We start from the raw sequence: 26996 nt of genomic DNA, 5'->3' as shown, positions 1-26996 counted from the left end.
CCGGCTTGCAACAACGAAATCCGGCCTGAGCCCCTGGGTAAAGCGGCACAAAACTGGCGCAACGGGGCCTCAGGGCGGTCAACACTAAGGTTTTCAAGCCTAATGCGCCAAACAGTTTTTCAAGGTGGGCGCATAAGCTGCCTTTATTGATCTACCTGACACCATTGACCTAGCAAAACAGTCGGATAAAGGACCCTAGGCCTTCCACAATCCTACCAGCAGTGCCTGTTCAATCTGCCGCCACGCCAGCCGCCGCCTGCCGATGAACTCGATCCGACTCTCCAGCAGTGGCCGCGCCGGCCGCATCGCCAGCTCCCCATCAGCGGCATTGAGCTCCAGCCATCCTGCATCCGTGTGCATTGCGCCTTTGATTCGCTCAACTCCGGGCTGGCGACAGAGACGTTCCAGCGCCACGCGAGAAAAACGTTGTCGGGCGGGGATCCGCCAACCGCCACTGTAGAAGCCATCGCCGACACCCTCGAGAAAAAACCAGCCAGCCTCTGCCGCTGCAGCACACCGATCAGTGGCAGCCTCCACGACATTTGCTTGCTGCCCATCTGCCCGGGAAGATCGCCGATCCCGATCTATAGCGCGGGGGAGATCAAGCCAGAGCGAACTGACACCCCCAAACTCCAGCCACGCACTCAGCGCCTTTGGCGGCGTCGCCGCTCTCACCAGGGCAACAAAGGCCTCCCGCGCCGCCTCATTATAGAGATCCGCCTTGTTTGCCAGCAGCAGATCCGCCAGCTGCAACTGATCGATAAAGGTCTCATGGGTGGTATAACGGGGATCTGTGAGCTTTCGCGCATCCACCAGCCCGAGCGTCGCCCGCAACTCGAGCAGTTCGTCAAAAGGTGACCGTAGCAATGACTGCAGAATCTGCTGCGGATGGCCCAGCCCGGTGGGCTCGATCAGCAACCGGTCAGGTCGCGCCTCACAGATCAGACGGCTAAGCCCCACCTGCATCGCCGCCCCTGCGACACAACAGAGGCACCCTCCCGCCACCTCGGCCACCGCCACCCCCTGCTGCTCCAGCAGAGCACCATCGACACCGACCTGGCCAAACTCATTCACCAACACCGCCCAACGCTCACCGTCAGGGCGATGCGCCAACAGATGGCGGATCGCGGTGGTCTTGCCGACACCAAGAAAACCGAGAATCAGATTGGTAGGGATATTTCGAAGCGCCACTGCCACTTCCGAGATCAAACATTATGCGAGCAGCGATTTTTACACGAGCTCCCCCAGCTCCCAACCGGCTGGCCTGCTTTGCGCCCCCGCCGCCTTCCAGTTATGGTAGCGCCTGTTTCACTCACGGACCCCCATATGGCCAGATCCGCACCCGATGCACTGCTGTTGATCGCCCCCGGCTGCGCCCACTGCCCCAGCGTGCTGCAGGGGCTCTCGGCCCTCGTCAAAGAGGGAAAACTAGGCCGCCTGGAGGTAGTCAACATCGTCGAACACCCGGAAGTGGCCCAGCAGGTCGGCACCCGCAGCGTGCCCTGGACCCGCATCGGGCCCTTCGAGCTCGAGGGCAACCAGAGCCAAGGGGAGCTGGAACGCTGGACCGGACATGCCGCCAACGACACAGGCATAGCAGACTACTTCAGCCACCTGCTGGAGACGCAACGACCGCACCGGGTCACCGAGATGGTCCATGCGGAGCCGCAACAGCTCAATAGCCTGCTAGCTCTGCTGGAGTCGGAGGAGCTACCGATGGCGGCCCGCATCGGCATCGGCGTGGTGATGGAGGAACTGCAGGGTGAGCCTATCCTGCGCCACGCCCTGCCCACTCTGCTGCGCCTGAGCGAATCGCAGCACGCCAACCTGCGCGCCGACGCCGCCCACTATCTCGGCCTCTGCGGCACCAATGCAGCCCGCCCACGACTGCAGGAGCTGCTCGAGGACGAACACCCGGATGTCCGCGAGATCGCTGCGGACTCCCTGCAAGAGATCAACTAAAAACAGCCATGGACCACAAACAACAGATCCTCGCCATGCACGCCCGCTTTATAAATGAGGTGGTTAAGTGCAGCCAGAACCCAGAGCGCCAGGCCGAGTTGGAGCAGCACCTCAAGCAGGCGGAGGAGAACGGCTGGACCGCCCTGGTCAGCGCCGTGCGGCAGATGCTCAAGGGGCGTCGCGACGCCGAACTACTCAACAGCCTCGACGAAGAGGACCAGACTATTGCCGAGTCGATCCTGCTGGGAATGCAGAACCCCGCCACCCTGCCCGACCCGGACGCCAAACCCGATCCCGCCATGGCCGCCCCGGGGCTAGCCTCGATGATCCACACCGCCTCCAGCGGCAATCCCCAGGCACTGCAGCTGATCTCCGAGATGGCCGAACAGATGAGTAAGGCCGGCGGTCCGCTGGCCGGGCTCGCCTCGGTGATCCGGCCGATGATCAACGGCGAGCGGGAGCCGGAGCGACTCTGCAAGCACCTCGACGACACCACCGGGCAGCTGGTGCAGGGTATTCTCAAAGAGTTAAACACGCTGGAGCAGCAATGAACGCAGGGCGGACGCTGTTTATTGGCGCCATCAGCGGCCTGCTGACCGTAGTGCTGGGAGCCTTCGGCGCTCACGGACTGGAGGGGGCGGTGCCGGCCACGCATCTAGAGTGGTGGCAGAAGGCTGTGCACTACCAGGGGCTGCACAGCCTGGCGCTGCTGGCCGGCGGTCTGCTGGCGCTGCAGCTGCCAAACAACCGCTGGATCGCCTCCAGCGGCTGGCTGTTTCTCACCGGCATGCTGCTGTTCTGCGGCAGCCTCTATCTGCTGACCCTAACCGGGCAACGCAGCCTCGGCATGATCACCCCGATCGGCGGCAGCGCCTTCATCGCTGGCTGGTTCTGCCTCGCGATGGCGACCAGATGCATCAACCGGTGAACAATCTCGACGCCTTCACCAACCGCCTGCGCAAAAACCAGCGCCACTGGCGTAAGTGGGCGCGCCGGCGCAGCATCAGCTGCTACCGCATCTATGATCGTGACATCCCGGAGTTCCCCCTGGCGATCGACTGGTACGAAGGCCATCTGCACGCCCAGCTGTTCGCCCGCAAAGGGATCGAAGAGCCGAGCGAGAGTGAGGAGCGAGCCATTGCCGACGCCCTCAGCAGCGCCATGGAGGTTCCCGCCGATCGGCTCACCTTCAAGACCCGCCGGCGCCAGCGGGGCTTAACCCAGTATCAGAAGACCGGTCGGCAGGGCAGACCGATGATCGTGCAGGAGGCCGGCCTGCGCTTTGAGGTGGACCTGCACAGCTACCTCGATACCGGCCTATTTCTCGACCACCGCACCACCCGTTCGATGGTGCGCGAACAGGCCGCCGGCAAACGCTTTCTCAACCTATTCGCCTACACCGGCAGCTTCAGCGTCTATGCCGCCGCCGGCGGGGCCGAGGCGAGCCTCACGGTGGATCTATCCAATACCTATCAGGAGTGGAGCCAGCGCAATCTGCAGCTGAACAGCTTTGGCTACCCCCGCCACCGGCTGCAGCGGGCCGATGTGTTTGAGTTTCTGATCCAAGCGGAGAGAAAGCGGGAGCGCTTCGACCTGATCGTGCTCGATCCACCCAGCTTCTCCAATTCGAAACGGATGCAGGAGGTGCTCGATGTGCAGCGCGATCACGCACGGCTGATCAAGGGCTGCATGGCCCTGCTCAACCACGGTGGGGAGCTAATCTTCTCCAACAACCGGCGCCGCTTTCGCCTTGACGAATCAATCGAGCAGGCCTTCGACTGCAGCGAGATCACCCGGCAGACCCTGCCGGAGGATTTTCACCGCCATCCGGCCCATCGATGCTGGCGCTTGAAGGGCTGATCGAGCCAACCAGCTGGCCGGCGATCCTGGGCGTCAGCTTCCTCTCCTCCACCCTGCTCCCCGGCGGCTCCGAGGTGGCGCTGCTGTATGTCGCCGGCGAACAGCCTGAATCCCATTTCTCGCTCTGGCTGGCGGCAAGCATCGGCAACACCCTGGGCGGACTGAGCAGCTGGCTGATCGGCTGGTGGCTAGCGCGCCGTTTTCCCCAGGTCGGACTAAAAAAGCCCGAGCAGCAACGCGCGCTACAGCGCATCGCCCGCCATGGCAGCCCACTGCTGCTCTTCTCTTGGCTGCCGGTGGTTGGTGACCCGCTCTCCCTGGCTGCAGGCTGGAGTGGCGTCCGGCTGCTGCCGGCGATGTTCTTCATCGCCACCGGCAAGGCGCTGCGTTATGGGGTATTGCTGGCGCTGCTACCAGCGTGAAGCTTCGACGCCAGAAGGACAGAGCCTCAGTTAGAAGCCTCTGCACCAATCACTCTTCAACGGACGCATGGCACCCGCATCAGTTCAGTTCAGTTCGACACGATTCCTGCCAGCCGCCTTCGCCTGATAGAGCCCCTGGTCGGCCCTGGTAATCATCTGCTCCAGGCTCTCACCGGGATCGAGCGTGACACCGATGCTGACGGTCACCTGGAAACTGTCGCTCCCGTTCTGAATCGACAGGGCTTCGATCTCCGCGCGAACCCGTTCAAACTGCTGCATCGCCTGGGTCTCAGATGCACCGGGGAGGAGGCAAACAAACTCCTCACCCCCATAGCGACCAACCACACTCACCTCACCCAGGCTCTGCTGCAAACTGTTGGCGATCGCCACCAGGGCAGCATCCCCCGCCTGGTGACCATATCGGTCATTGATCCGCTTGAAATGATCAGCATCGACCATCGCCACAGCTAGCCCGGCAGCAGACTTTTTGGCCCGGGCATACATCTCCTCACCCTGCTCATAGAGGTAGGAGCGGTTGTAAACACCGGTGAGAAAGTCCCGCCTAGCCGCATTGCGGATCTGGCACACCCGGGCAATCATGTCGACACTCTGCATCACCCGGCAGTAGAACTCCTCCACTTCAAATGGCTTGGTAATGAAGTCATTGGCTCCCGCCTTGAGCAGGCGGGCGCTGATCTGCGCTTTAGTGCGATCAGAGATACCGATAATGGCAAGCTCTTCCCGGCGATGATCACGGCGGATGATCTCGATCAGCTCCGCCCCGTCCATTCCTGGCATGTTGTAGTCGCTAATCACCAGCACCGTATCGGGATTCGCCTTCAGCTGCTGTAACGCCTGTTTGCCATTGGCCGCCTCTAGCAGCTGATATTTATGTACGCTCAGCAATCCTCTCAGATAGAGCCTGAAAGAACGGGAATCATCCACCACCAGCACCTTACGCCGGTAGTTATCGCGAATCTGCCTCACCAGATTGCAGACGTAGTCGATCTCGCTGGCATTGCGTTTCAGCACATAGTCGACCAAATGATCCTGGCGCATCCGCTGGCGCGCCGACGCATCCAGGTTACCGGTGAGCACGATGATCGGGATATCAAACTGGCTGACATAATCGACCACTTCCCCATCCGCCGCATCGGGAAGATTCAGATCGAGCACTGCGATAAAAAAGCGTTCCGGCCGCTCAGCCAACAGTGCTTTGGTCTGCTCCAGAGTCGCCGCTCCTTCCGAAGCTACCCCTGCCAACTCCATCAACTCAGCCCTAAGCAAGGCGTTGATCGCCTGACTATCTTCCACCACAAGCGCATGTCGCGACGCCTCTGCGGCTGATTTTGATGCATGACTGGGGCTAGAAGACATAGACATTAAGTCGATTCCTTATAGGATGGAAATGGCGACCTGAATGACGATCAATCGCTTATTGAGAAGACTATAGCGAACAGGCAACAAAGCAGGGCGCGGAAATGAGAGATGTCACCTATTTTCGCCAGAAAGCCGGCGTGAGCAGCACCAGCAGGGTGAAGATCTCCAACCGCCCCAGCAACATCGCAAAACAGAGGATCCACTTTGCCGGATCGTTCAGCCCCGCATAGTTGGCACCGACTCCCGCCAGCCCCGGTCCCAGGTTGTTGATGCTCGCCGCCACCGCCGAGAAGGCGGTCATCAGGTCGAGCCCGGTCAGTGCCAGCGCCAGATACATCAGGGTGAAGCTGGCCATGTAGAGGGCAAAGAATCCCCACACCGCCTCCACCACCCGGGTCGGTACGGTCTTGCCGCCGATGCGGATCGGGATCAGCGCGCTAGGATGGATCAGTCGGTTGATCTCGCGAAAGCCCTGTTTGATCAGCAGCAGGAAGCGGATCACTTTGATGCCACCACCGGTGGAACCGGCGCAGCCACCGATGAAGCTGGAAAACAGCAGCAGGATCGCAACGAACCCTGGCCAGAGCGAATAGTCAGCCGTGGTGAAGCCGGTGGTGGTACCGATGGAGACCGCCTGAAACAGCCCCTTGGTAAATGCCTCGCTCCAGTCGGTATAGGTGCCCATACCGTAGAGCGCCAGGGTGACGGCGAGAAACACCAGCCCCAGACTGGTCAGATAGAAGAGGAACTCGCTATCCGCCAGATAGATCTTCAGGGAGCGCCGCCGCACCGCCACAAAGTGGAGCGCAAAATTGGCCCCGGAGAGCAGCATAAAAACCACCGCCACCATCTTTATCAGGGTGCTGTCGAAATAGCCCATGCTGGCGTCGTGGGTGGAGAAGCCGCCAATCGCCACCGTGGAGAAGGCGTGCCCCACCGCATCGAACAGGCTCATGCCCGCGCCCCAGTAGGCGAGGGCGCAAGCAATGGTCAGCCCCAGATAGATCAGCCACAACGCCTTTGCCGTCTCGGTGATACGTGGCGTCAGCTTGCTATCCTTCATCGGCCCGGGGGTTTCAGCCCGGTAGAGCTGCATACCACCGATCCCGAGCATCGGCAGCACCGCCACCGCCAGTACGATGATGCCCATACCACCAAGCCACTGTAGTTGCTGCCGATAGAAGAGGATCGAAGGCGGCAGATGGTCGATGCCGACAATCACCGTCGCGCCAGTGGTGGTGAGACCGGAGATCGACTCAAACACCGAGTCGGTAAGCGACATCCCAGTCTGGGCCGCCAGCAAAAACGGCAGGCTTCCGGTCAACCCGAGCACCGTCCAGAACATCACCACCACCAGGAAGCCATCGCGCACTCGCAGCTCCTGACGCCGCCCCCGCACCGGCAGCCAAATCAACACCCCAAGCCCCAAGGTAAGCATAAAGCCATCGGTAAAACCGATGAACGCACCGTCCCAATACCAGAGTGAGACCAACATCGGTGGGATCATGGTCAGGCTGAATACCATCAGCAGGATGCCGAGAATGCGTTGAACCACGGTGATATTCATAGCCAGAGCTGCCCCTAGAGGAAGGTGATCCCCACCTGAAACAGCTTCTCCACTGCACGAATCTGACGCTTGTCGACCAGAAACAGGATCAGGTGATCGCCGCTCTGGATCACCGTATCGTGGTGGGCGATCAGCACTTCCTCACCGCGCACCACCGCGCCGATGGTCGCCCCCTTGGGCAACTTAATCTCCTCGATCGCCCGCCCCACCACCTTGGAGGAACCGGGATCACCATGGGCCACCGCCTCGATCGCCTCCGCCGCGCCGCGCCGCAGCGAATGCACCATCACCACATCACCGCGCCGCACATGGGTCAGCAGGCTGCCAATGGTCGCCTGCTCCGGTGAGATGGCGATATCGATCGGGGCGCTCTGCACCAGATCCACATAGGCGGCGCGGTTGATCAGGGCCATCACCCGGCGCGCACCGAGGCGCTTGGCCAGCATCGCCGAGAGAATATTTGCCTCGTCGTCGTTGGTGATGGCGCAGAACACATCGGTGTTCTCGATGTTCTCCTCCAGCAGCAGGTCTTCATCCGCCGCATCACCGTGCAACACAATGGTGGTATCGAGCCGCTCAGCGATCTCCCGCGCACGCTGCTGATCCTCCTCGATCAGCTTGACCCGATAGCTGCGCTCTAGCGCCTGCGCCAGGCGCCGACCGATATTCCCCGCCCCGGCGAAGATCAAGCGCTTATAGGGCTTCTCCAACTTGCGCAGCTCGCTCATCACGTCGCGAATATGCTCGGTGGCGGCGATGAAGAAAACCTCATCATCCTCCTGGATCAAGGTGTCCCCCTGCGGGTTGATCACCTCCCCCTCCCGGTAGATCGCCGCCACCCGCGCATCGATCTCGGGGATATGCTCAAACAGCACGCTCAACCTGTTCCCCACCAGCGGACCGTCGTGGTAGGCCTTCACCGCCACCAGCCGCACCAGCCCATCGGCAAAATCGAGCACCTGCAAGGCGCCGGGGTACTGAATCAGACGCAGGATATATTCGGTAACCAGCTGCTCCGGGCTGATCAACACATCCACCGGAAAGGAGTCCAGGGCGAAGATCTCAGGATAGTCGAGGTAGCCTTGGGCACGCACCCGGGCGATCTTGGTGGGGGTATGAAACAGGGTATAGGCGACCTGACAGGCAACCATATTGGTCTCGTCGCTATTAGTCACCGCCAGGATCATGTCGGCATCCTCACCGCCGGCGCGACGCAGCACATCCGGATGGCCGGCGTGCCCCTGCACAGTGCTCAGATCGAGCCGGTCCTGCAACTCGTGCAGCAGCTCGGCATTCTGGTCCACTACTGTGATGTCGTTCGCCTCGTGAACCAAAGCGTTGGCCACTGAGCGTCCCACCTGCCCGGCGCCCAGGATGATTATTTTCATTATCCTGCCAGTCGATTGATTGGTTACAGACTCTGCTCGAAGCAGAGGCCCCTTAGGATCCCAAGCCCAGCTCGCTGCCGTCGGTGGCGGTCATCTCTGACTTGGTCCATACAGGCGAATCTTAACCAATTTGCGAGTTGCCTGCGCGACAACCCACTCAGGCGCTCAGCGCCGCTCTTTGAGCTCGATCTCCAGGCCGCGCAGCTTGCGGTAGAGATGGGTCCTCTCCATGCCGACCTGCTTGGCCATGCGTGAGATATTGCCGCCGCTCTCACGCAGATGGTACTCCAGATAGGCTTTCTCAAACTTCTCACGGGCCTGGCGCAGCGGCAGCTCAAACGCCATCACCGCATCCATACCCTCGCTGGAGTGAATCTCTGCCGCCCCCATCGCCGTCTCCACCTCATCCTGGGTGATCTCATCCCCAGCACCGAGGATCAGCAGCCGCTGCACCAGGTTTTTCAGCTCGCGCACATTACCGTGCCAGCTGTGGTTGCGCAGGAAGTTCTGCGCCCCCACGTTGAAGCGCCGGTAGGGCAGTTTATCGTGGGCAACAAACCAGTCGACATAGAAGTTGAGCAGATCCGGCACATCTTCGGGGTGCTCGCGCAGTGGCGGCACATGCAGCGGCACCACGTTGAGGTGATAGAAGAGGTCCTCGCGAAAGCGCCCCTGCTTGACCTCTTCTTCGAGATTTCTCTGGGTGGCGGCAATGATCCGCACATCGATCTTCACCGGGTCACTGCCGCCGACCCGCATGAAGGTACCGGTGTCGAGGGCGCCGAGCAGTTGGGTCTGCACCTCCAGGTCCATGTCGGCTACCTCGTCGAGAAACAGGGTGCCGCCGGCGGCCTGCTCCAGCCAGCCGTAGTGGACACTGCCCCCCTCCTCGCTGCCGAACAGCTCATAGGCGGCGTTGCCGCGGGCGATGCTGGTCACGCCCAGATCAACAAACGGCCGATCCTTGCGCACGCTCTGACTGTGCAGGTAGCGCGCCAGAGTCTCACGACCACTGCCCGACTCTCCAGTAATCAACACCCAGGTGTCGTGCTGCGCGATGCGCTTGACCTGCTCACGCAGGCGCTGCATCACCGGGCTCTTGCCGGTGGGTTCCTGCACCGGCGGTGCGTGGCGTCGCAGTCCGACATTCTCACGCTTCAGCTGGTCCGCCTCCAGCCCCCGCTCCACCGTCAGCAGCAGCTTTGCCAGCGACAGCGGCTTCTCCAGAAAATCGTAAGCGCCGAGGCGGGTCGCCTCCACCGCCGTCTCCACCGTACCGTGGCCCGACATCATGATCACCGGGCAGACCAGGCCATCATCCTCAGCCCACTCCTTGAGCAGGCTGATGCCGTCGATATCGGGCATCCAGATATCCAGCAGCACCAGATCGGGGCGGCGCTCGCGCAGCGCCTGGCGTGCGCTGGCCCCATCCTCCGCCACCGCCACCTGGTACTCCTCGTCCTCCAGGATCTCCCTCACCAGGTTGCGGATATCGGGCTCGTCATCGACCACCAGGATGTGCGGGGCGCTCATAGTTCCTCTCCCTCCAGTTTCTCAAGCAACGGCAGCTGCACGATCATACAGGCCCCATCCTCGCAATTTTCGGCCCACACGATACCACTGTGCTCTTCGACGATCTTCTTCACAATCGCCAGCCCCAGCCCAGTGCCTTTCTGCTTGGTGGTGATATAGGGCTCAAACAGGTTCTTCAGGATCTGCTGGTCGAAACCGGGGCCATTGTCCTGCACCCGCATCTCGAACAGCCGATGGTCACTCTGCTCCACCACCCGCGTCTCCAGCCGCACGCAGCCATCCAGGCGTTCCGCCACCGCCTCCCGGGCATTCTTCAGCAGATTGTGCAGCAGCTGGCGTAGCCGTAGCGGATCGGCCTTCACCTCCACCTCAGCGGCCTCCAGTTGCAGCTCAAAACAGGTCTCGCCGCCATCCGCCCGATAGAGCTCCGCCACTTCCTCCACCAATGCATCGATACGCACCGGTTTGGTCTCCATCTTCGGCGGACGGGCATAGTCGGAGAAGGCGTTGACCATCTCCTTCATCGCCTCCACCTGCTGCACGATGGTGTGGGTGGCCCGATCCAACACCCTGGCATCCTGCGCCGGCATGCTGCGTAGATATTTGTGGCGCAGCCGCTCAGCGGAGAGCTGGATCGGCGTCAGCGGGTTTTTGATCTCGTGGGCGAGACGCCGCGCCACCTCACCCCAGGCCGCATCCCGCTGGGCGCGGATCAGCATGGTCACATCGTCGAACAGAATCACATGCCCCTTGCGCCCGGCGGGCTGGGAAAACGGCAAGGTACGACAGATCAGCACCTTGCGTCCCTCGCCGCCGTAGAGGGTCACTTCGCCCTGCCACTCCTCCTCCATATCCTGCAGCGGGCTCTGCAGGCTATCGACAAACTGACGCAGCGCACTCGACTCCTGGGCGAAGGCCTGCAACGGCTGCCCCTGAAAACGGGCAAAACTGACGCCAAGAATCTTGCCGGCTGCCGCATTCGCAGTACGCAGATGACACTCCGCATCCACCGTCACCACCCCGGAAGAGAGCCGCCCAAGCACCGTTTCCAGATAGGCGCGCTGCCCCTCCACCTCGCGCTGGCTACGCTCCGCCAGGTCCATCGCCTTGGCGATGCGCCGGGTCATGGTGTTGAAGGAGGTGACCAGAAACGCCAGCTCGTCGGCGAGCCGCGGCACCGGCAGCTGGCGGTCGTAGTTGCCCTCTGCCACCGCGCGGGTGCCCTCAGCGATGTTGGCGATCGGAGCCACCATGCGGCGCGCCGAGAAGAACGCCATCCAGACCGCCGCCAGCATCGCAAACACCAGCACCAGCAGCAGCGTCAGCGAGAAGTTGCGCTTCAGCGACTGGCGCAGAAAGGCCAGCTCCTTGTAGCGATTGTAGGCCAGCTCAAGCTTCTCTGAGAGCGCGCTGACCCGCGCCGAGGTGGGGTAGAGCCCCTGCAGGATCAACGAGCGCCCCATCGGGTCGTGCACCGCCACCCGCACCATCAGCACATCCCCCTCCTGGTCCAGCCCCACATAATCGTCCCCACTGCGCATCTGCTGGCGGATCTCCGAACTCAGGGTACTCAGCGCAAGCACTGTCGGATCTTCGTTGGAGTAGGCAATCACCTGCCCCGACAGGTCGGTCAGCACCAGCTCGATCGCCCCCGACTTCCGGCGCAACTCGTCGATGGTCAGCGCCAGCGCCGACTCCGAGGCGTCATCGATGCTCGCCATCAGGTTCTCGGTGAACTTCAGCAGCACCCGCTGATTCAGATTGAGCGAGGTCTGCCCCAGTTCCCGTGCATCCTCCATCGCCTCGTCGATCTGCACATCGAACCAGGCATCGATGCCGCCCTGCAGGAAGCTGAAGGAGTAGTAGTAGACCACCCCCACCGGCGCCAGCGAGATCACCACAAACATCAGCACCATGCGCAGGGTGAGGCGAGCGCCGGCGCGGTGGCGCAGATACTGGCGAATCAGGCGCACCGTGTTGAAGGCAATCAGCCCGACCAACACCACCAGGCCGCTCAGGTTGACCAGCAGCAGCGGCACAAAGTAGCGGCTCAGCTCGGCGGAGTTCTGCACCGCGCTGCTCATCAGGTGCAGCGATACCAGTAGCAGGATCAGCAGTACCCCTACCGAGAGGCCGCCCAGTCGCATGCGTCTTAGGGTCGTAACGGCCATTGTCTCCACCCACTCGAAAGTCGCCACTCAGAATTGAGATAGGCCAGCGGCCGTAGCGGCAACGGCAGCGACTCGATATCGAGCGATGCCTTCAGCCAGACCAGGTACTCCTTACCCGGCTCCAGCTGGGCCCTGTCGAGCAGCGCCAGGCCATTGATCTCGCCGAGGGCGCTGATCGCTGCGTCGCGGGTGACGAAATTGCGTTCCTCCCCCTCCTGCAGATCAACCACGCGAAACAGCTCGGTGATAGCGTTGTAGCGTATCTGATAGCGCATCCGCTTGTTGAGCAGCCAGGGCTCCCAGAAGCGCGCGCCACGCCACTCCACCCGCACCAGCAACTCGAAGGTCAGTGGCACGCCATTGTCGAGCGCCTCCAGCGCCGCCTCACTCAGGCGATAGTCGATATGCGTATTGAGCTGGTAGAGCGCCTCATCCGCCTCGAACTCGACCTTCTCGATGAGAAACTCCGCAGCGCTGCAGAGGCTGCCCCAGCAGAACAGTAGCAGCGCCAGCCAGTGCCTTTTGCGCCTCACCCCGGCACCCTCTGCAGACGCGCGTAGTAGAAACCGTCCATGCCGTGCTGGCCCGGGGCAATCTGCCGGCCAACACAGCGCGGCTCGCCCCAGCCGGCCTCGATCGGCTGCTCGCGGGCATCACCGCAGCGCTGCAGGAAGGCTTCGAGCTGCTGTTCGTTCTCCTGCGGCAACAGCGAACAGGTGGCGTAGAGTAGCAGCCCACCGGGTTTCAACAGCGGCCAGATCGCATCCAGGATCTGCCCCTGCAGCCGGCCCAGCCGGTCGATATCCGCCTCGCTACGCAGATATTTGATGTCGGGGTGACGCCGCATCACGCCGGTGGCGGAACAGGGCACATCGAGCAGGATGCGGTCATATTGGCGCTCGGCCCAGCGGCCCTGTGGATGGGCCGCATCGCCGGCCTGCAGCTCAGCCTGCAGGCCGAGCCGCTGCAAATTCTCCGCCACCCGCTGCAGCCGTTGGGGATCGAGGTCGATCGCGGTGAGCCGGAGATCATCGGCCAGCTCGAGCATGTGGCCGGTTTTGCCGCCGGGGGCGGCGCAGGCATCCAGCACCCGCTGGCCGGGCTGCAGCTCAAGCAGTGGTGCGGCCAGCTGAGCGCCACCATCCTGCACCGAAACCGCCCCATCACTGAAGCCGGGCAGTTCCAACACATCCACCGGTCGCTGCAGCGTCAGCCCGCTCTCGGTGTGGGGAACCGGCTCAGCGGTGATCTGCTGCTCCCGCAGTCGTTCCAGGTAGTCGGCCCGATCCACCTGGCGACAGTTGATCCGCAGACTCATCGGCGGGCGGGCATTGAGCGCGGCGATCCGTTCCTGCCAGCTATCCGGCCAACGTTGTTCGATCCGTTGCAGCAGCCAGTCGGGCATGGCGTAGCGACTGCTTGGCTGCCGATCGACCTTTTCCTGCAACACTGCCTGCTGGCGCTGAAAGTTGCGCAACACGCCGTTGATCAGCCCCACACCCCAGCGTTTACCCAGCCGGCCTGCAGCACCGGCAGTCTCATGGATCGCCGCATGCGCAGCGACACGCATCTCACTCAGCTGATAGAGGCCGATCAGGATCAGCGCCTGCAGGTCCTGATCCTTCGCTTTAAGCGGCTTTTTCAACAGCAGATCAACCAGCGCCTGCAGGCGTGGATAGCCGCGCATCACACCGTAGCAAAGCTCTTGAGCCAAGGCCCGGTCGCGGGGGTCGTCGAGTCCATTCAGCCGCTCGGGCAGCAGATCGGAGAGGGAGCGCCCTTTAAGTACATCCCGCAGCACCCGGGCCGCGATCAGGCGCGAGTCAGCTGCCGATTTACGCTGCGTCGCCAGCATCTTCAACCCAACACCACGCCGTCGATCTGGTGGGCGTTGAGAAAGTCGGCCACCTGCATCGCCCGTTTGCCCGGCATCTGCAACTTCTGGATACGCAGCAGACCTTCACCGGTGGCCACGTCGATGCCTACCTTGCCGGCGGCGACGACGGTGCCAGGCGGCTGCGTGCTCTGTTCATTCAGTGGCTGCGACTCCCAGATTCGCATCACCTTGCCGGCAAAATCGGCCTGAGCCACCGGCCAGGGGTTGAAGGCACGCACCTGGCGGTCGATTTCAACGGCACTACGCTGCCAATCGATACGGCTCTCCTCTTTTGTCAGCTTACTGGCGTAGCTCGCACGGGCATCGTCCTGCGGCTCGGCTACAGCGCTGCCATCGGCCAGCGCAGGCAGCACCTCGAGCAACGCCCGTGCGCCCAGTTCGGCCAGCCGGTCGTGCAGACTGCCGCCGGTCTCCTCGGCGCTGATCGGACATTTGAGGATGTGCAGCATCGGCCCAGTATCGAGCCCTGCCTCCATCTGCATGATGGTCACGCCCGACTCCTGATCGCCGGCATGGATTGCGCGCTGGATCGGTGCGGCACCGCGCCAGCGCGGCAGCAGCGAGGCGTGGATATTGATGCAGCCCAGTCGCGGCGCATCCAGCACCGCCTGAGGCAGCAGCAGGCCGTAGGCCACCACCACCATCAGATCAGCCTGCAACTCCGCCAACGCCTGTTGATCAGCCTCAGCCTTCAGGCTTTTCGGCTGGCGCACCTCAATGTTGTGCTGCAGCGCCAGTTGCTTCACCGGGCTGGCCGCCAGTTTGCGGCCACGCCCTGCCGGGCGGTCAGGCTGGGTGTAGACGGCGATCACCTGATGCTCACTGGCAAGCAACGCCAGCAGCGCCTCAGCGGCAAAATCGGGGGTGCCGGCAAAGATGATCTTCAACGCTTTATTCATCCTGGGTTTCCTGCATCTGGGCCGCCATCTCTCGCAATCACAGTTTGGGATCGGTGTCTCAGCAATCTTCGTGGCGGCGATCGAAGATGGCGGGGAGCGGACACCGATACGGATTCAACCGCTCAGATCACCTTGTGGTCTCCATCGTCTGTGCTGCGCAGTCGGCTCTCTTTTTCGAGCCGCTTGCGGATGCGCTGACGCTTCAGGCTGGAGAGATAGTCGACAAAAAGCTTGCCATTCAGATGGTCGATCTCATGCTGTATGCAGACCGCCAACAGGCCTTCCGTCTCCAGATCGAAGGGCGCTCCATCCCGGTCGAGCGCTCGTACGCTGATCCGTGCGGCACGCTTCACCGATTCGTAGATGCCGGGCACCGAGAGACAGCCCTCATCCATCTTCTCCTCGCCCTCTTTACTCAGGATCTCCGGATTGATCAGGCAGAGCGGCTGGTTTTTCTCCTCGCTGAGATCGATGACGATGATCTGCTTGGCCACATTCACCTGGGTCGCGGCCAAGCCAATGCCGGGGGCTTCGTACATGGTCTCAAACATGTCATCCACCAGCTTGCGGATGGCATCGTCAACCTGACTGACCGGCTTCGCCTTGTTGCGCAGCCTAGAATCGGGGAAGTGGAGTATGTCGAGAATTGCCATGGATTGTTCCAGTGTCGTCAGGCCCTGCAGTCGCTCACTCTTGCGGGCGGTCATTTGAATAGCCGATATAACGGAAGGTAAATAATGTTGAAAGTCAAAGGATCTTCATCTTGCTTTGCCGACCCCGCAGCCCCTTCGCCCGGTACAGGGTGTAATTTGCGGGCATGCTATGGAACCGACGCAAGAAATTGCGCTAACATTATGATCATATTGAAATCCGGGGGCAATTTCCGGCAAGAACTCCGCCAGATGGCGGACACATCGCTGTTTGGTCGCATAGGGAATCAACATGTCTTATTTTAGCCACAAACCCGTAGGAATACTCCTCGGACTGCTGTTTTCCTTCGTTGCGCTGGCAGCAGAGCCGATCGCCCTGGACGCGGACCATCCCAGCCGCTATACGGTGCTGGAGGGTGACACCCTGTGGGATATTGCCGATCGTTTCCTGCGCGACCCCTGGCGCTGGCCCGACATCTGGTATGTCAATCCCGAGATCAGCAACCCGCACCTGATCTACCCCGGCGACGTGATCCTGCTGACCTATCAGGACGGCCGCCCGGTTCTCACCCTCGAACGCGACCGCCCCGGCAGGGGCAAACTCTCACCGCATATCCGCGCCACCCCGCTCGATACCTCTATCCCCCTGATCCCGATCGACGCCATCGCGCAGTTTCTCACTCGCCCCTACGTGATGGAGAAGGATCAGATGGAGAGCGCGCCTTACATCGTGCACTTCCTCGACGATCACATTATCGGTGGCGCCGGTGTCAGCTTCTATGCCCGCACCATCGAGCAGCATGACCCCGGCAAATATGAGGTCATACGCCCCGGCAAGCCTTACAAGGATCCAGACAGCGGCAAGATCCTGGGGTATGAGGCCAGCTATATCGGCCCCGCCGAACTGCTGCGCAGTGGCGACCCGGCCAAGCTCCAGCTGCAGCGTTCGAAGATGGAGGCAATAATCGGCGACCGCCTGCTACCGATCACTAAAGGAGTGCCACTGCACAGCTTCCAGCCATTGAACCTCGAAGCCCCCCTCGAGGGCCGCATCATCTCGGTACTCAACGGCGTCTCTCAGATCGGCCAGTACAACGTAGTGGTGCTCAACAAGGGCGCTAGTGATGGCCTCAAGCCCGGCCATGTACTGGAGATCTTGCAGGGTGGCGAAGAGATTCGCGACGTCGTCGCCGGTCGTGGCGAGACCGTGAAACTGCCACTGGAGAAGGCAGGCCTGCTGATGGTCTTCCGCACCTTTGAGCAGGTCAGCTTCGCACTGGTAATGCATACCACCAAACCCCTGCACATACTCGATTGGGTACGCCCCCCCGAGGAATAGCGCAGTCTGCAGGTACGAACGCCGCAAGTCATGGAGGACACTAGCGTCCTATCGGAGCAAACGGTTGCGTGGCTGCGCGTCAGCCTCGCCCCCGGCGTTGGCCCGCGCACCTTTCTCAAGCTACTGGAGCAATTCGACTCTCCCGCCGCCATTCTCCATGCCGACACGCCAACGCTGCGTCAGTGCGGCCTTGGCGAAGCGGCCATCTCCGCCCTCAATCAGGCTGATTCCCCGCTCCTGAATGCCTGCCTGGAGTGGGCATCCATCACCGGCAACCAGCTGCTCACGCTTGACCAGCCAGCTTATCCACCACTGCTGAAGGCGATCCATGATCCGCCCCCGTTACTCTTCGTAACAGGCAACCCGGAGCTGCTCTCCACCCCGCAGCTGGCCATGGTGGGCAGTCGCAACCCCACCCCCGGCGGCATTCGCAATGCCGAGAGTTTCGCCGAGTTCCTTGCCGCCTGTGGCATCACCATCACCAGCGGACTGGCCATCGGCATTGACGGCGCCGCCCATCGCGGTGCGCTACGCAGTGGCGCCACCTTGGCGGTCTGCGGCACCGGTCTCGACCGGGTCTACCCAGCCCGGCATCGCCAGCTGGCACGCCAGATCGCCGAGCAGGGTGTACTGGTCTCCGAGTTCCCCCCCGGCACCACCGCTCTGCCTCAGAACTTCCCACGTCGCAATCGCATCATCAGCGGCCTCTCCGCCGGCACCTTGGTGATCGAGGCCGCCCCCAAGAGCGGCTCGCTGATCACCGCCCGCACCGCCCTGGAGCAGGGGCGCGAAGTGTTTGCCATCCCCGGCTCGATCCACAACCCACAGGCCCGTGGCTGTCATGCACTGATCAAACAGGGCGCCAAACTGGTGGAGACGGCACAGGACTGTGTCGACGAACTCGCACCGCTGCTTAGCCTCAGCGCTGAACCGCCCGCCGACCAGGAGGCCATCGCCAATTCTCACCACTGGCAGCTCGATGACGACTACCATAGTCTGCTCGAAGCCATGGGATACGACCCGACCTCCCCGGATGAATTGATCACCAAAACAGGTTTGACCGCGGAGGTGGTTTCCTCCATGCTGCTATTGCTTGAACTGGAAGGATATGTATCATCAGCAGCCGGCGGCCTCTACTGCCGCACTAGAAAATGACTCCCGCCGCGGCGGAAGAGAGAGAAGATGAACGAAAACGTGGTCGACATACTGATCTACCTCTATGAAAACTATATGGATGGTGAACAGTCACCACCGACAGATCAGAATACTCTTCGCGACGAGCTGACCCAGGCCGGCTTTGCCGCCACCGAGATCGACAAGACTTTCGACTGGCTCGACGAGCTGGCCGACCACGCCTACCGGCCACAGAGCGTCAGCCACAAGGCGCACTCCCTGCGCATCTTCTCCGAAGAGGAGCAGGCGCGCCTTGACACCAACTCCCGCGGCCTGCTGATGTTCCTCGAGCAGAATGAGATCCTCAACCCGGAGGGACGCGAGCGAGTAATCGAACGGGCACTGGCCCTCGACACTCCCTTCATCAGCGAGGAGGAGTTGAAATGGATCGTGCTACTGGTGCTGATGAACCAGCCCGGCCAGGAGGCCGCCTTCGCCCGCATGGAAGATATGGTCTACAACGAATCCCCCGTCTTTATCCACTGATAAAGATCCAACCATCCCGTGCCCTCAGCGCGGGAGCTGGATCCTGCATCCGTTCCAAGCCTAGCCATTCATGAACCTAGTCATCGTAGAGTCCCCAGCCAAAGCCGGGACGATCAAAAAGTATCTGGGAAGCGGGTTTGAAGTCCTTGCCTCCTACGGTCATGTGCGCGATCTGATCCCCAAAGAAGGTGCCGTCGATCCCAATAACCACTTCGCCATGAAGTACCAGGTGATCGAGAGGAACGAGCGCCATGTGCAGGAGATCGCCAAGCTGCTAAAGCGCTCCGATGCACTCTATCTGGCGACCGATCCAGATCGCGAGGGCGAAGCGATCTCCTGGCACCTCACTGAATTACTCAGAGAGAAGGGCAAGCTGAAGAACAAGCCGGTCTACCGGGTGGTGTTCAACGAGATCACCAAGAAGGCGGTACAGGAGGCGATAGCCAACCCCAGGGAGCTAGCCCAGGAGCTGGTCGACGCGCAACAGGCACGCCGCGCCCTCGACTACCTGGTCGGCTTCAATCTCTCACCTCTGCTGTGGAAAAAGATCCGCCGCGGCCTCTCTGCCGGCCGTGTGCAGAGCCCGGCGCTGCGCATGATCGTCGAGCGCGAGCTAGAGATCGAGGCCTTCAAAGCCCGCGAATACTGGTCCATCGAGGCCGACACCAGTAAGGATCAACACCCTTTCAGCGCCAAACTGACCCACCTACAGGGCGACAAACTCAGTCAGTTCAGCATCACCGATGAGACCAGCGCCAAGGCCGCCGAAGCGACCCTGCTAGCCGCCGGCACAGATGGCCTGCAGGTGGTCAAGGTCGAAAAGAAGCAGCGCCGCCGCAATCCGGCCCCGCCCTTCACCACCTCCACCCTGCAGCAGGAGGCGTCGCGCAAGCTTGGCTTTACCACCCAGCGCACGATGCGCACCGCCCAGCAGCTCTACGAAGGTGTTGACGTCGGCAACGGCACCGTCGGCCTGATCACCTATATGCGTACCGACTCGGTCAACCTGGCCGACGAGGCGCTTGATGAATTCCGTGAGTTTATCGCCGAGCGCTACGGCAAAGATCAGATCCCCGATGCGCCGCGCCACTTCAAGACCAAGGCGAAGAACGCCCAGGAGGCCCATGAGGCGATCCGCCCCACCTCGGTGCTGCGCCTGCCAACCGAGATCAAGGACCACCTGAGCAAGGATCAGGCGCGCCTCTATGAGCTGATCTGGAAACGCGCCGTGGCCTGTCAGATGATCCACGCCACCATCCACACCGTAGCCGCCGACCTGCAGTGCGGCGAGGGCAACATGTTCCGCGCCAACGGCTCCACCATCGCCAAGCCCGGCTTCATCGCCGTCTATATGGAAGGCAAGGACGATGCTGCAAAGGGTGACGGCGACGAGAAGATGCTACCGCCCCTGCAGGAGGGGGAGACGGTGGCGCTGAAGGCGATCCGCCCCGAACAGCACTTCACCGAGCCGCCGCCGCGCTTCACCGAGGCCAGCCTGGTAAAGACCCTGGAGGAGTACGGCATTGGTCGCCCCTCCACCTACGCCTCGATCATCTCCACCCTGCAGGACCGCGAATACGTCACCCTGGAGAAGAAGCGATTTCAGCCCACCGACGTGGGGCGAGTGGTCAACAAATTCCTCACCGACCACTTCACCCAGTACGTGGACTACGACTTTACCGCCAAACTAGAGGACGAACTTGATGCGGTCTCCCGCGGCGAAGAGGCCTGGGTACCGCTGCTGGAGCGATTCTGGACCCCATTCAAGGAGCGCATCGACTACACCCAGGAGAACGTCAAGCGCAGCGACGTGACCCACGAGGCACTGGATGAGAAGTGTCCCAAGTGCGGCGACCAGCTGTCGATTCGCCTGGGTCGCCACGGCCGCTTCATTGGCTGCAACAACTACCCGAAGTGTGACTACACCCGCGACCTGAACGCCGACAAATCAGAGCAGGATGAGCCACAGGTGGTGGAGGGGCGCAGCTGCCCCGAGTGCGGCTCCCCGCTGGTGATCAAACGCGGTCGCTACGGCAAGTTCATCGGCTGCTCCGGCTACCCCAACTGCCGTCACATCGAACCCCTGGAGAAACCCCAGGATACCGGCGTAAGCTGCCCCAAGTGCGGCAACGGCACCCTGCTGAAGCGCAAATCAAAGCGCGGCAAGATCTTCTACTCTTGTTCCACCTACCCCGACTGCGACTATGCGGTGTGGAACGAGCCGGTCAATGGCCCCTGCCCCCGCTGCGGCTGGCCGGTGCTGACCATCAAGACCACCAAACGCAAAGGCACCGAACGGGTCTGCCCGCAGAAGGAGTGCAGTTTTACCGAGCCCTACGAAGCGGAGCCCTCCGACAAACAGTAGTCCATGCCAAGTTCGTACCGAACGCCACGGAAGAGATAAGACGGGTGATCCGAAAACGCCAGTTGGCCAGCAACCAATAAACGGCTGCGATGGCCAACTCGCGGCTGCCAGGCACCCTGTCAAGACGGTTGATGCAAAGGGATCAACGAACTCGGCAATCCACCAAGGCGCATCCATAGGTCGGGCCAAGCCGACATAGCTTGGACTTCGATCGATGACAAACGCCGACCAAAGACCGTCTATCTATAACAAAAGAAGGATCGCTCGCTCCGTTCCTTCATCCATCACTTGCTACTACAACAAACATCTGAATAGGGGTCAGACCCCATTTTTTCCCTCTGAACGTAATGCTGCCCAAGCCGCTTCATCATCTTACTCGCCGCACTTGATGTGGACGGCGTCATCAACAGATGAGCATGATTTGTCATCAGAACGTAAGCGTGGATAACGCAACCACTCTCCTTCGCGTACGCCTCCAACCAATTGAGATAAATCTGGCAATCATCGTCCGAAAGAAACACGCCCGTCTATTATTGCCGCGCTGAATCAAGTGCAGCGGCACCCCTGGACGGGTAATGCGCAGCCGTCTTGGCATGGAAAAATCTTCCTTGATTAAATCAACATACCAGAATAAAAGCCGTGGTCTGACCTCTATTATTTTTCCGCCACCGGCGGTCATGTTGCCGTTCTTGTCGTATCTGTAGCCAGTATGGTGCGCTCCGGCGCTGGTCAGGGCGTGGGGGCCTGCGCCACTCTCACCATAGTCGTAGTCTCCTACATCAGACTTGAAGCTGATGTTGCCGTTGGCGTCGTAACGTAGGTTGGCACTGTGCCGATACTGCACGCCATCGATATGACCGACCACCTGGCTGTTGGTGAGAGGATTCTGCTTGTCGTATTGGAAGTCCTCTCTGACATCTTGGATAAAGTCTTCCCGATACTGCACGTTGTCGAGGCCATCGCCAGTGCGGCTACTGCTCAGCCGCCCGACAGCATCGAGGCTGGTGGCCTGCCAGAAGGTGATATAGCCTGTGCGGGTCTTACCCAGCCGCTCCAGCACTGTGGTCTCTGAGCCGCTGCACCAGTGCTGAGCCTGGTGCTTTTCATCCTCGATCAGGTCCGCCAGCGCCAACAGTTGGTTGGCCATCTCATAGGTGTTATCGGCGTGATTGCGCAGGGCCTCGCTGACCGCATCGATCTCGCACGTGGTTTGGGCGAGGCTAGCGAGTCGTTCGAGATCGCAGAGGGGGACGGTGGTGGTGGTTGCACCTGGATGTAGTCTCTGTGGGCGTTGGCGTCGAAATCGCCGAAGAAGATCGGTCTGGGGCGATGCTGGCTACATAGCGTGGAGCGCTCAAAGAGAGGGCCATGCGTCGCCGCCAAGTGAAGAAACTGGAACAGGGTAGCGCGCTGTTCTACAGTTTTTTTACGCCGAGTAATCTTGTGATGGCCGTACGTTTGCGAGCACAATGCACCCAAGGTGCGTCTTGAACCGGGGAAACGGCCAAAAAACGCCCAGATGTCGCAAAAAGCGGCATCCAACGGCCCAATTTCTTGAATGGCGGTCGAAAAACAATTTATTCTAAGCGGAATACGAAAAAATCGTCTGGTAACGGGAAGGCTGCTGAAACCTGTCAACTGATCAGCGTTTCCTTAATGTGAAAGTATTCGCGAATGGAATCAAAACGAACTTGGAATCAGAGTATGAGTTCATCATATTTGACTCAACTCAAGCGCCTGACCAACCCTGCTCTGACCGCCTCCTTGAATGACTTACTCCAAAGGAACACTTTGCATATGCGACGTGACACGCACAGCTGCCTAAAGGATTTTATTTCCCTTTTATCCGGGATTGCCTGCTCAATCGCTTTCATATCACCTTCTCTGGTCCAGGCAACTCTACCGGACTCGACTCTCGCTCAAGCTCCTGAGTTGCGGCAAACAGTCAGCACCGGCAATCCTGCCGGCAGCGCGCCATTTGCACCGACAGGATGGGAAATTTTCTCGCTGGAAAACGCTGCACGGTTGTACAACGTCGGTCACGGTTTTCAGGTAACGATTAATCCAGAGCAGCTGGATCTAAAAACCACAAAGGGAGATTCGCTCACCCTATCACTGTCGGCATGGGGTTATGACGATGCGTTGCAGCCGGCTGCCAAGGGAAATATCAAGATCTCCGGCAACCGGGTGGATATCGATCATGGTCATGGTCTGAACGAGTGGTATCTGAACGGAGCGTTTGGCGTCGAACAGGGATTTACGCTCAGCCACGCCCCAGATGGCGCTCAAACCGGTTCGGGAAATCTGCGGGTTGACCTGAGTCTGGGTGGAAACCTGCGCCCGGAGATGAACGAGGAAGGACTGGTATTTAAGGATAGCAAAGGCAGGATCCAACTCAGTTACGGTCAGCTGACCGCCTTCGACGCCGACGGCAACATCCTTGATGCGAAGATGGCCATCACAGAAGGTAGGCTGCGTTTGAGTGTCGACGATTCCAACGCACGTTATCCGCTTGTCATCGACCCACTGCTGGAGGGGGATGTACAGGTAGCGCCTGACTACACCGACCGGCAACGAGGCGCTGATTTCGGATTCAGTGTCGCGATTGACGGCACCACTGCAGTGGTTGGCGCCTATCAGCATCCCGAACTCAACGGGGCGACCGGTGAGTACGGCGCCGCATTTGTGTTTGAAATCGACAGCAACAACAACTGGAACCAGGTGGCCAAACTGACCTCACCTGCCCAAGAGACGGAGCGGTTCGGCTGGGCGGTTTCGATCAAGAACGATGTAATCGTCGCCGGCGCCCCCAAATACGACAATGGCGCAACTAGCCGGGCCGGGCGCGCCTTTGTGTTCGTCCGAGAGGGCGGCGTCTGGGGCCAGACCCCGGTCGCGGAACTGACGCCCAATGACCCGGCGCCGGGGGCGCAGTTCGGCTACGCGGTGGATGTGGCCAATCCCCAGGGGGGAAATGACTACACTGTCGTGGTCGGCGCTTGGGGGGATGATAAGGACAATTACGACCCCAGTGACGACGGCGCGCAATCGGACCCCAATGAGTTCTGTTCCGGCATACGCTGCCGTAACGTCGGTTCGGTCTATCTGTTCCATTTTAGCGACGTCACCACCGGCACCTATACCAACAACGCCAGGACCAGCCTCAACGCCACCGCCAAACTGACCGACCTGGATGGCGACGGCGTATACGACACCTCCGCGGATTCAGACGACAAAGACGGCGATACCCTGGGTAACTCAGTGGCGATTTCAGCCGACGGCACGACGGTGGTGGCCGGTGCCTTTGGCGATGAGGACCTGAGCACCAGCAGCAATGGCAACGATGCGGGAGCCGTCTTTGTCTGGCAAAAACCTAGCGGCTCCAACGGTTGGGCCGACTGGGATCACCTGGGTGAATCGGTCTCGGCCATGGATGAGACCCGCAAGATGGGATTTACAGGAATAATATACTCCGACCGGCTCGGTAATTCGGTCGATGTGAATTCGGATGGCTCCATCATCGTTGCCGGTTCCCGTGGCTATGACACAGGCACACAAAACAGTGTCGGCGCAATCTTTATGTATCTCGAGAGTAACTCCGACTGGAGCGGCAGCGGCATCCGCAACGAGGATTTGATGCTGAGGGATCTCGCGGGTGTCAGCGATGATCGCATCGGCACATCGGTCTCGATCTCACCAAACGGCAACATGGTGGTTGCCGGCCTGAGCGACACCAACAGACTCCATCCGGGACGCCCAGAGAAATCGATAAAGTGGAGCCGGCCAGCGACTGGATGGGCCAGCGCATCCAGCCCCTATGATAATGACCAGGTGATCATCGCCTCCGACCAGCCGGCCAGCTGCACCGACGTGGATAACGCCGATTGCGATTATTTTGGCGCCTCCATGTCGAACGGCGTCTGGACCGACGGTGTTCGTGTCATTATCGGCGCAGCCGGGCACGGTGACATCTCCAGCACTCTTGAGCAATCAGGTGACGACAACCCGGGCAAGGAATTTGGCCTCGCCTATGTCTTCACGTCGGCCTCAGGACTCTCCTTCACCAAAACCGACAACGAACCCCTGCCCTTGCCGGTCACCCCTGGTGACACCTTCACCTACACCCTGCAGGTGATCAATAACTCCTCCGACTTCGATGCCACTAACGTAACCATCGTCGACAACCTGCCGAATGAGGTCACTTACCAATCGGACGATGCGGGGTGTTCACATAATAATGGTACGGTGACCTGCAACATCAACGGCACCCTGGCCCGCGACGGGGCCGGCAGCGCCAATGTGAGCATTACCGTCAGCACCGCCTCCAATCTTCAGTATTCGATCAGCAACACTGCCACTGTCACTGCGGAGATGGGCGGCAATATCGACGACGCGCAGGCCAGCGAAGACACCCTGATCAACAACATTCCCACGGTCACAGCGGGACAGCGTATTGATATCGCCGAAAACGTGGCCAATCTGACATCGCTTGGACAGATCGCCGCCACCGACCTGGATTCCAACGCCACCCTGACCTTTTCGATCAGCTACGGCAACGAGGCGGGTATATTCGCGCTCGACGCCAACACCGGTGAACTAACGGTAGCGGACAACTCCTCCATCGATGCGGAAAACACCACCAGCTACACACTCGGTGTTACCGTCAACGACGGCTACAGCGATTCAGAGACAACGGACATTACAATCGACGTCGCTGATATCAACGAATTCACCCCGGTGGTGAGCGGCGCCAGCATCAACCTCAGCGAAGACACAGCGGTCTCGACCCTGCTGCACACAGTGGTGGCCAGTGACAACGACGCCAGCGCCACGCTGACCTACTCTCTGTTAAGCGACGCTGGCGGAACATTCCGCATCAACGCGGCCAGCGGTGAAATCTCTCTGCTGCAGCCGCTTGATTTTGAATCCACCACATCGTACGCCCTCGATGTGAAGGTGAGTGACGGTGAATTCAGCGACACCGCGGTGATTTCTGTCAATGTACTGAACGTGAACGAGACGCCAGTCACGGCAGATGACAGTTACGCCGCCTATTCAGGGATAGCGACTACCACCGGTAATGTTCTGAACAACGATACCGACGAGGATGGAGATACTCTCTCCATCTCAGACTTTCAGAATCCTTCCGCCAACGGCGGCACGGTAGTCAGCCCTGGAGATGGCACCTTCACCTACACATCCGCCGCAGATTTTGCCGGGCAAGACACATTCACCTACCTGGTCAGCGACGGGAACGGTGGAACCGCCACCGCCACCGTTACCATGAACGTATCGGCCAACCCACCACCCACCGTTGTGGGCGATGCAGCCACCGTGGATGAGGGGGCATCGGTCAATATCGATGTGCTCAGCAACGACAGTGACGACAACGGACTCGATCCCACCACGCTGACCGTGACCACCCAACCCGCCTACGGCAGCGTCGTGGTACAACCGAATGGTTCCATTGATTACACCCACAACGGTTCGGAGACCCTCTCCGACTCCTTCACTTATACCATCCGAGATCTACTTGGTGCGGTGTCGAGCCCGGCCACGGCAACCGTCACGGTAACTCCACAAAACGACACACCGGCGGCAACTCCCCAGGCCGTCACCAGCGCGGAAGATACCGCCGTTGCGATCACCCTCAGTGGCAGCGATGCTGAAGACGATCCGCTCACCTATACCGTTATCGGACAGCCCACCCATGGCGCCTTGACCGGCACCACGCCCAACCTGACCTACACACCTGATCTGAATTTCAACGGCACAGACGCCTTTACCTTCAAAGTCAACGATGGCAGCGCCGATTCCACCGAGGCCAGGGTGAGCATCACGGTCGAACCGGTCCAGGATGCACCAGTCGCAGACGCTCAGGCAGTCACCACGGCGGAAGATACC

General features: G+C 60.7%; 22 protein-coding genes. 10 read left to right on the top strand and 12 right to left on the bottom strand.

Annotation, left to right across the window (positions count from 1 at the left end):
* Positions 1-195: 195 nt before the first annotated feature.
* Positions 196-1191 (bottom strand): CobW family GTP-binding protein, encoded by a 996-nt coding sequence (locus tag Ga0074115_RS03040; RefSeq protein WP_232432874.1) that lies wholly within the window; start codon positions 1189-1191, stop codon positions 196-198.
* 135 nt (positions 1192-1326) lie between these two features.
* On the opposite strand from Ga0074115_RS03040, the gene Ga0074115_RS03035 reads away from it, so the two are divergent.
* Genes Ga0074115_RS03035 through Ga0074115_RS03015 form a run of 5 tightly spaced genes read left to right on the top strand, consistent with a single transcriptional unit; the run spans position 1327 to position 4244 of the window.
* Positions 1327-1962 (top strand): HEAT repeat domain-containing protein, encoded by a 636-nt coding sequence (locus Ga0074115_RS03035; RefSeq protein WP_057955037.1) that lies wholly within the window; start codon positions 1327-1329, stop codon positions 1960-1962.
* An 8-nt stretch (positions 1963-1970) separates the two neighbouring features.
* On the top strand, positions 1971-2513 hold the full coding sequence (locus Ga0074115_RS03030) for a hypothetical protein (RefSeq protein WP_057955038.1): 543 nt from the start codon (positions 1971-1973) through the stop codon (positions 2511-2513).
* Positions 2510-2890 (top strand): DUF423 domain-containing protein, encoded by a 381-nt coding sequence (locus Ga0074115_RS03025; RefSeq protein WP_057955039.1) that lies wholly within the window; start codon positions 2510-2512, stop codon positions 2888-2890. Before Ga0074115_RS03030 ends, Ga0074115_RS03025 begins: the two co-directional genes overlap by 4 nt.
* Positions 2887-3822 (top strand): class I SAM-dependent methyltransferase, encoded by a 936-nt coding sequence (locus Ga0074115_RS03020; protein WP_057955061.1) that lies wholly within the window; start codon positions 2887-2889, stop codon positions 3820-3822. Before Ga0074115_RS03025 ends, Ga0074115_RS03020 begins: the two co-directional genes overlap by 4 nt.
* Positions 3801-4244 (top strand): YqaA family protein, encoded by a 444-nt coding sequence (locus Ga0074115_RS03015; RefSeq protein WP_057955062.1) that lies wholly within the window; start codon positions 3801-3803, stop codon positions 4242-4244. The genes Ga0074115_RS03020 and Ga0074115_RS03015 overlap by 22 nt, the downstream gene beginning before the upstream one ends.
* 84 nt (positions 4245-4328) lie before the next feature.
* Here the strand turns inward: Ga0074115_RS03015 and Ga0074115_RS03010 are convergent, their stop codons facing one another.
* From Ga0074115_RS03010 to def, 9 genes are all read right to left on the bottom strand, one after another.
* Entirely contained in the window at positions 4329-5627 is a 1299-nt protein-coding gene (locus Ga0074115_RS03010; RefSeq protein WP_232432873.1) for a diguanylate cyclase, read from the bottom strand.
* A 112-nt stretch (positions 5628-5739) separates the two neighbouring features.
* Positions 5740-7191: a TrkH family potassium uptake protein gene (locus Ga0074115_RS03005; protein ID WP_005964342.1), complete on the bottom strand. Its 1452-nt coding sequence runs from the start codon at positions 7189-7191 to the stop codon at positions 5740-5742.
* Between the two features lie 14 nt (positions 7192-7205).
* Positions 7206-8579 carry a Trk system potassium transporter TrkA gene (gene trkA / locus Ga0074115_RS03000; protein WP_057955040.1) on the bottom strand — a complete coding sequence of 458 codons (1374 nt, stop codon included), beginning with the start codon at positions 8577-8579 and terminating at the stop codon, positions 7206-7208.
* A gap of 165 nt (positions 8580-8744) precedes the next feature.
* Complete coding sequence (locus tag Ga0074115_RS02995; protein WP_057955041.1) at positions 8745-10112, bottom strand: sigma-54-dependent transcriptional regulator; 1368 nt, start codon at positions 10110-10112, stop codon at positions 8745-8747.
* Positions 10109-12283 carry a sensor histidine kinase gene (locus Ga0074115_RS02990; RefSeq protein ID WP_057955042.1) on the bottom strand — a complete coding sequence of 725 codons (2175 nt, stop codon included), beginning with the start codon at positions 12281-12283 and terminating at the stop codon, positions 10109-10111. The genes Ga0074115_RS02995 and Ga0074115_RS02990 overlap by 4 nt, the downstream gene beginning before the upstream one ends.
* Entirely contained in the window at positions 12265-12816 is a 552-nt protein-coding gene (locus tag Ga0074115_RS02985) for a DUF4390 domain-containing protein (RefSeq protein ID WP_057955043.1), read from the bottom strand. Before Ga0074115_RS02985 ends, Ga0074115_RS02990 begins: the two co-directional genes overlap by 19 nt.
* On the bottom strand, positions 12813-14138 hold the full coding sequence (gene rsmB, locus Ga0074115_RS02980) for a 16S rRNA (cytosine(967)-C(5))-methyltransferase RsmB (RefSeq protein WP_057955044.1): 1326 nt from the start codon (positions 14136-14138) through the stop codon (positions 12813-12815). Before rsmB ends, Ga0074115_RS02985 begins: the two co-directional genes overlap by 4 nt.
* A 2-nt stretch (positions 14139-14140) precedes the next feature.
* Positions 14141-15079 (bottom strand): methionyl-tRNA formyltransferase, encoded by a 939-nt coding sequence (gene fmt, locus Ga0074115_RS02975; RefSeq protein ID WP_057955045.1) that lies wholly within the window; start codon positions 15077-15079, stop codon positions 14141-14143.
* A gap of 122 nt (positions 15080-15201) precedes the next feature.
* On the bottom strand, positions 15202-15732 hold the full coding sequence (gene def, locus Ga0074115_RS02970; RefSeq protein WP_057955064.1) for a peptide deformylase: 531 nt from the start codon (positions 15730-15732) through the stop codon (positions 15202-15204).
* Positions 15733-16021: 289 nt separating this feature from the next.
* On the opposite strand from def, the gene Ga0074115_RS02965 reads away from it, so the two are divergent.
* The 4 genes from Ga0074115_RS02965 (at position 16022) to topA (ending at position 21092) form a co-directional block, all read left to right on the top strand.
* On the top strand, positions 16022-17068 hold the full coding sequence (locus Ga0074115_RS02965) for a LysM peptidoglycan-binding domain-containing protein (RefSeq protein WP_057955046.1): 1047 nt from the start codon (positions 16022-16024) through the stop codon (positions 17066-17068).
* A gap of 30 nt (positions 17069-17098) precedes the next feature.
* A complete protein-coding gene (gene dprA / locus Ga0074115_RS02960) occupies positions 17099-18223 on the top strand; it encodes a DNA-processing protein DprA (protein ID WP_060528193.1) in 1125 nt (374 codons plus the stop codon).
* Between the two features lie 27 nt (positions 18224-18250).
* Positions 18251-18727 carry a Smg family protein gene (locus tag Ga0074115_RS02955; protein WP_057955048.1) on the top strand — a complete coding sequence of 159 codons (477 nt, stop codon included), beginning with the start codon at positions 18251-18253 and terminating at the stop codon, positions 18725-18727.
* 70 nt (positions 18728-18797) lie between these two features.
* Positions 18798-21092 (top strand): type I DNA topoisomerase, encoded by a 2295-nt coding sequence (gene topA, locus Ga0074115_RS02950; RefSeq protein ID WP_057955049.1) that lies wholly within the window; start codon positions 18798-18800, stop codon positions 21090-21092.
* Between the two features lie 284 nt (positions 21093-21376).
* Here the strand turns inward: topA and Ga0074115_RS15645 are convergent, their stop codons facing one another.
* Positions 21377-21613, bottom strand: a complete 237-nt coding sequence (locus tag Ga0074115_RS15645) for a transposase (protein WP_082626683.1) — start codon at positions 21611-21613, stop codon at positions 21377-21379.
* On the bottom strand, positions 21520-22239 hold the full coding sequence (locus Ga0074115_RS17150; protein ID WP_332311053.1) for a hypothetical protein: 720 nt from the start codon (positions 22237-22239) through the stop codon (positions 21520-21522). The genes Ga0074115_RS15645 and Ga0074115_RS17150 overlap by 94 nt, the downstream gene beginning before the upstream one ends.
* A gap of 878 nt (positions 22240-23117) precedes the next feature.
* Between Ga0074115_RS17150 and Ga0074115_RS02935 the strand changes: the two genes are divergently transcribed.
* The coding region (locus Ga0074115_RS02935) for an Ig-like domain-containing protein (RefSeq protein WP_198295030.1) at positions 23118-26996 on the top strand (3879 nt) is incomplete at its 3' end.

It is taken from the genome of endosymbiont of Ridgeia piscesae (assembly GCF_001443665.1).
In the GTDB taxonomy this organism is placed as follows: Bacteria; Pseudomonadota; Gammaproteobacteria; order Chromatiales; family Chromatiaceae; genus Endoriftia; species Endoriftia persephonae.
The sequence above is the reverse complement of the archived record's forward strand: the minus strand, read 5'-3'. Positions and strand labels throughout refer to the sequence as shown.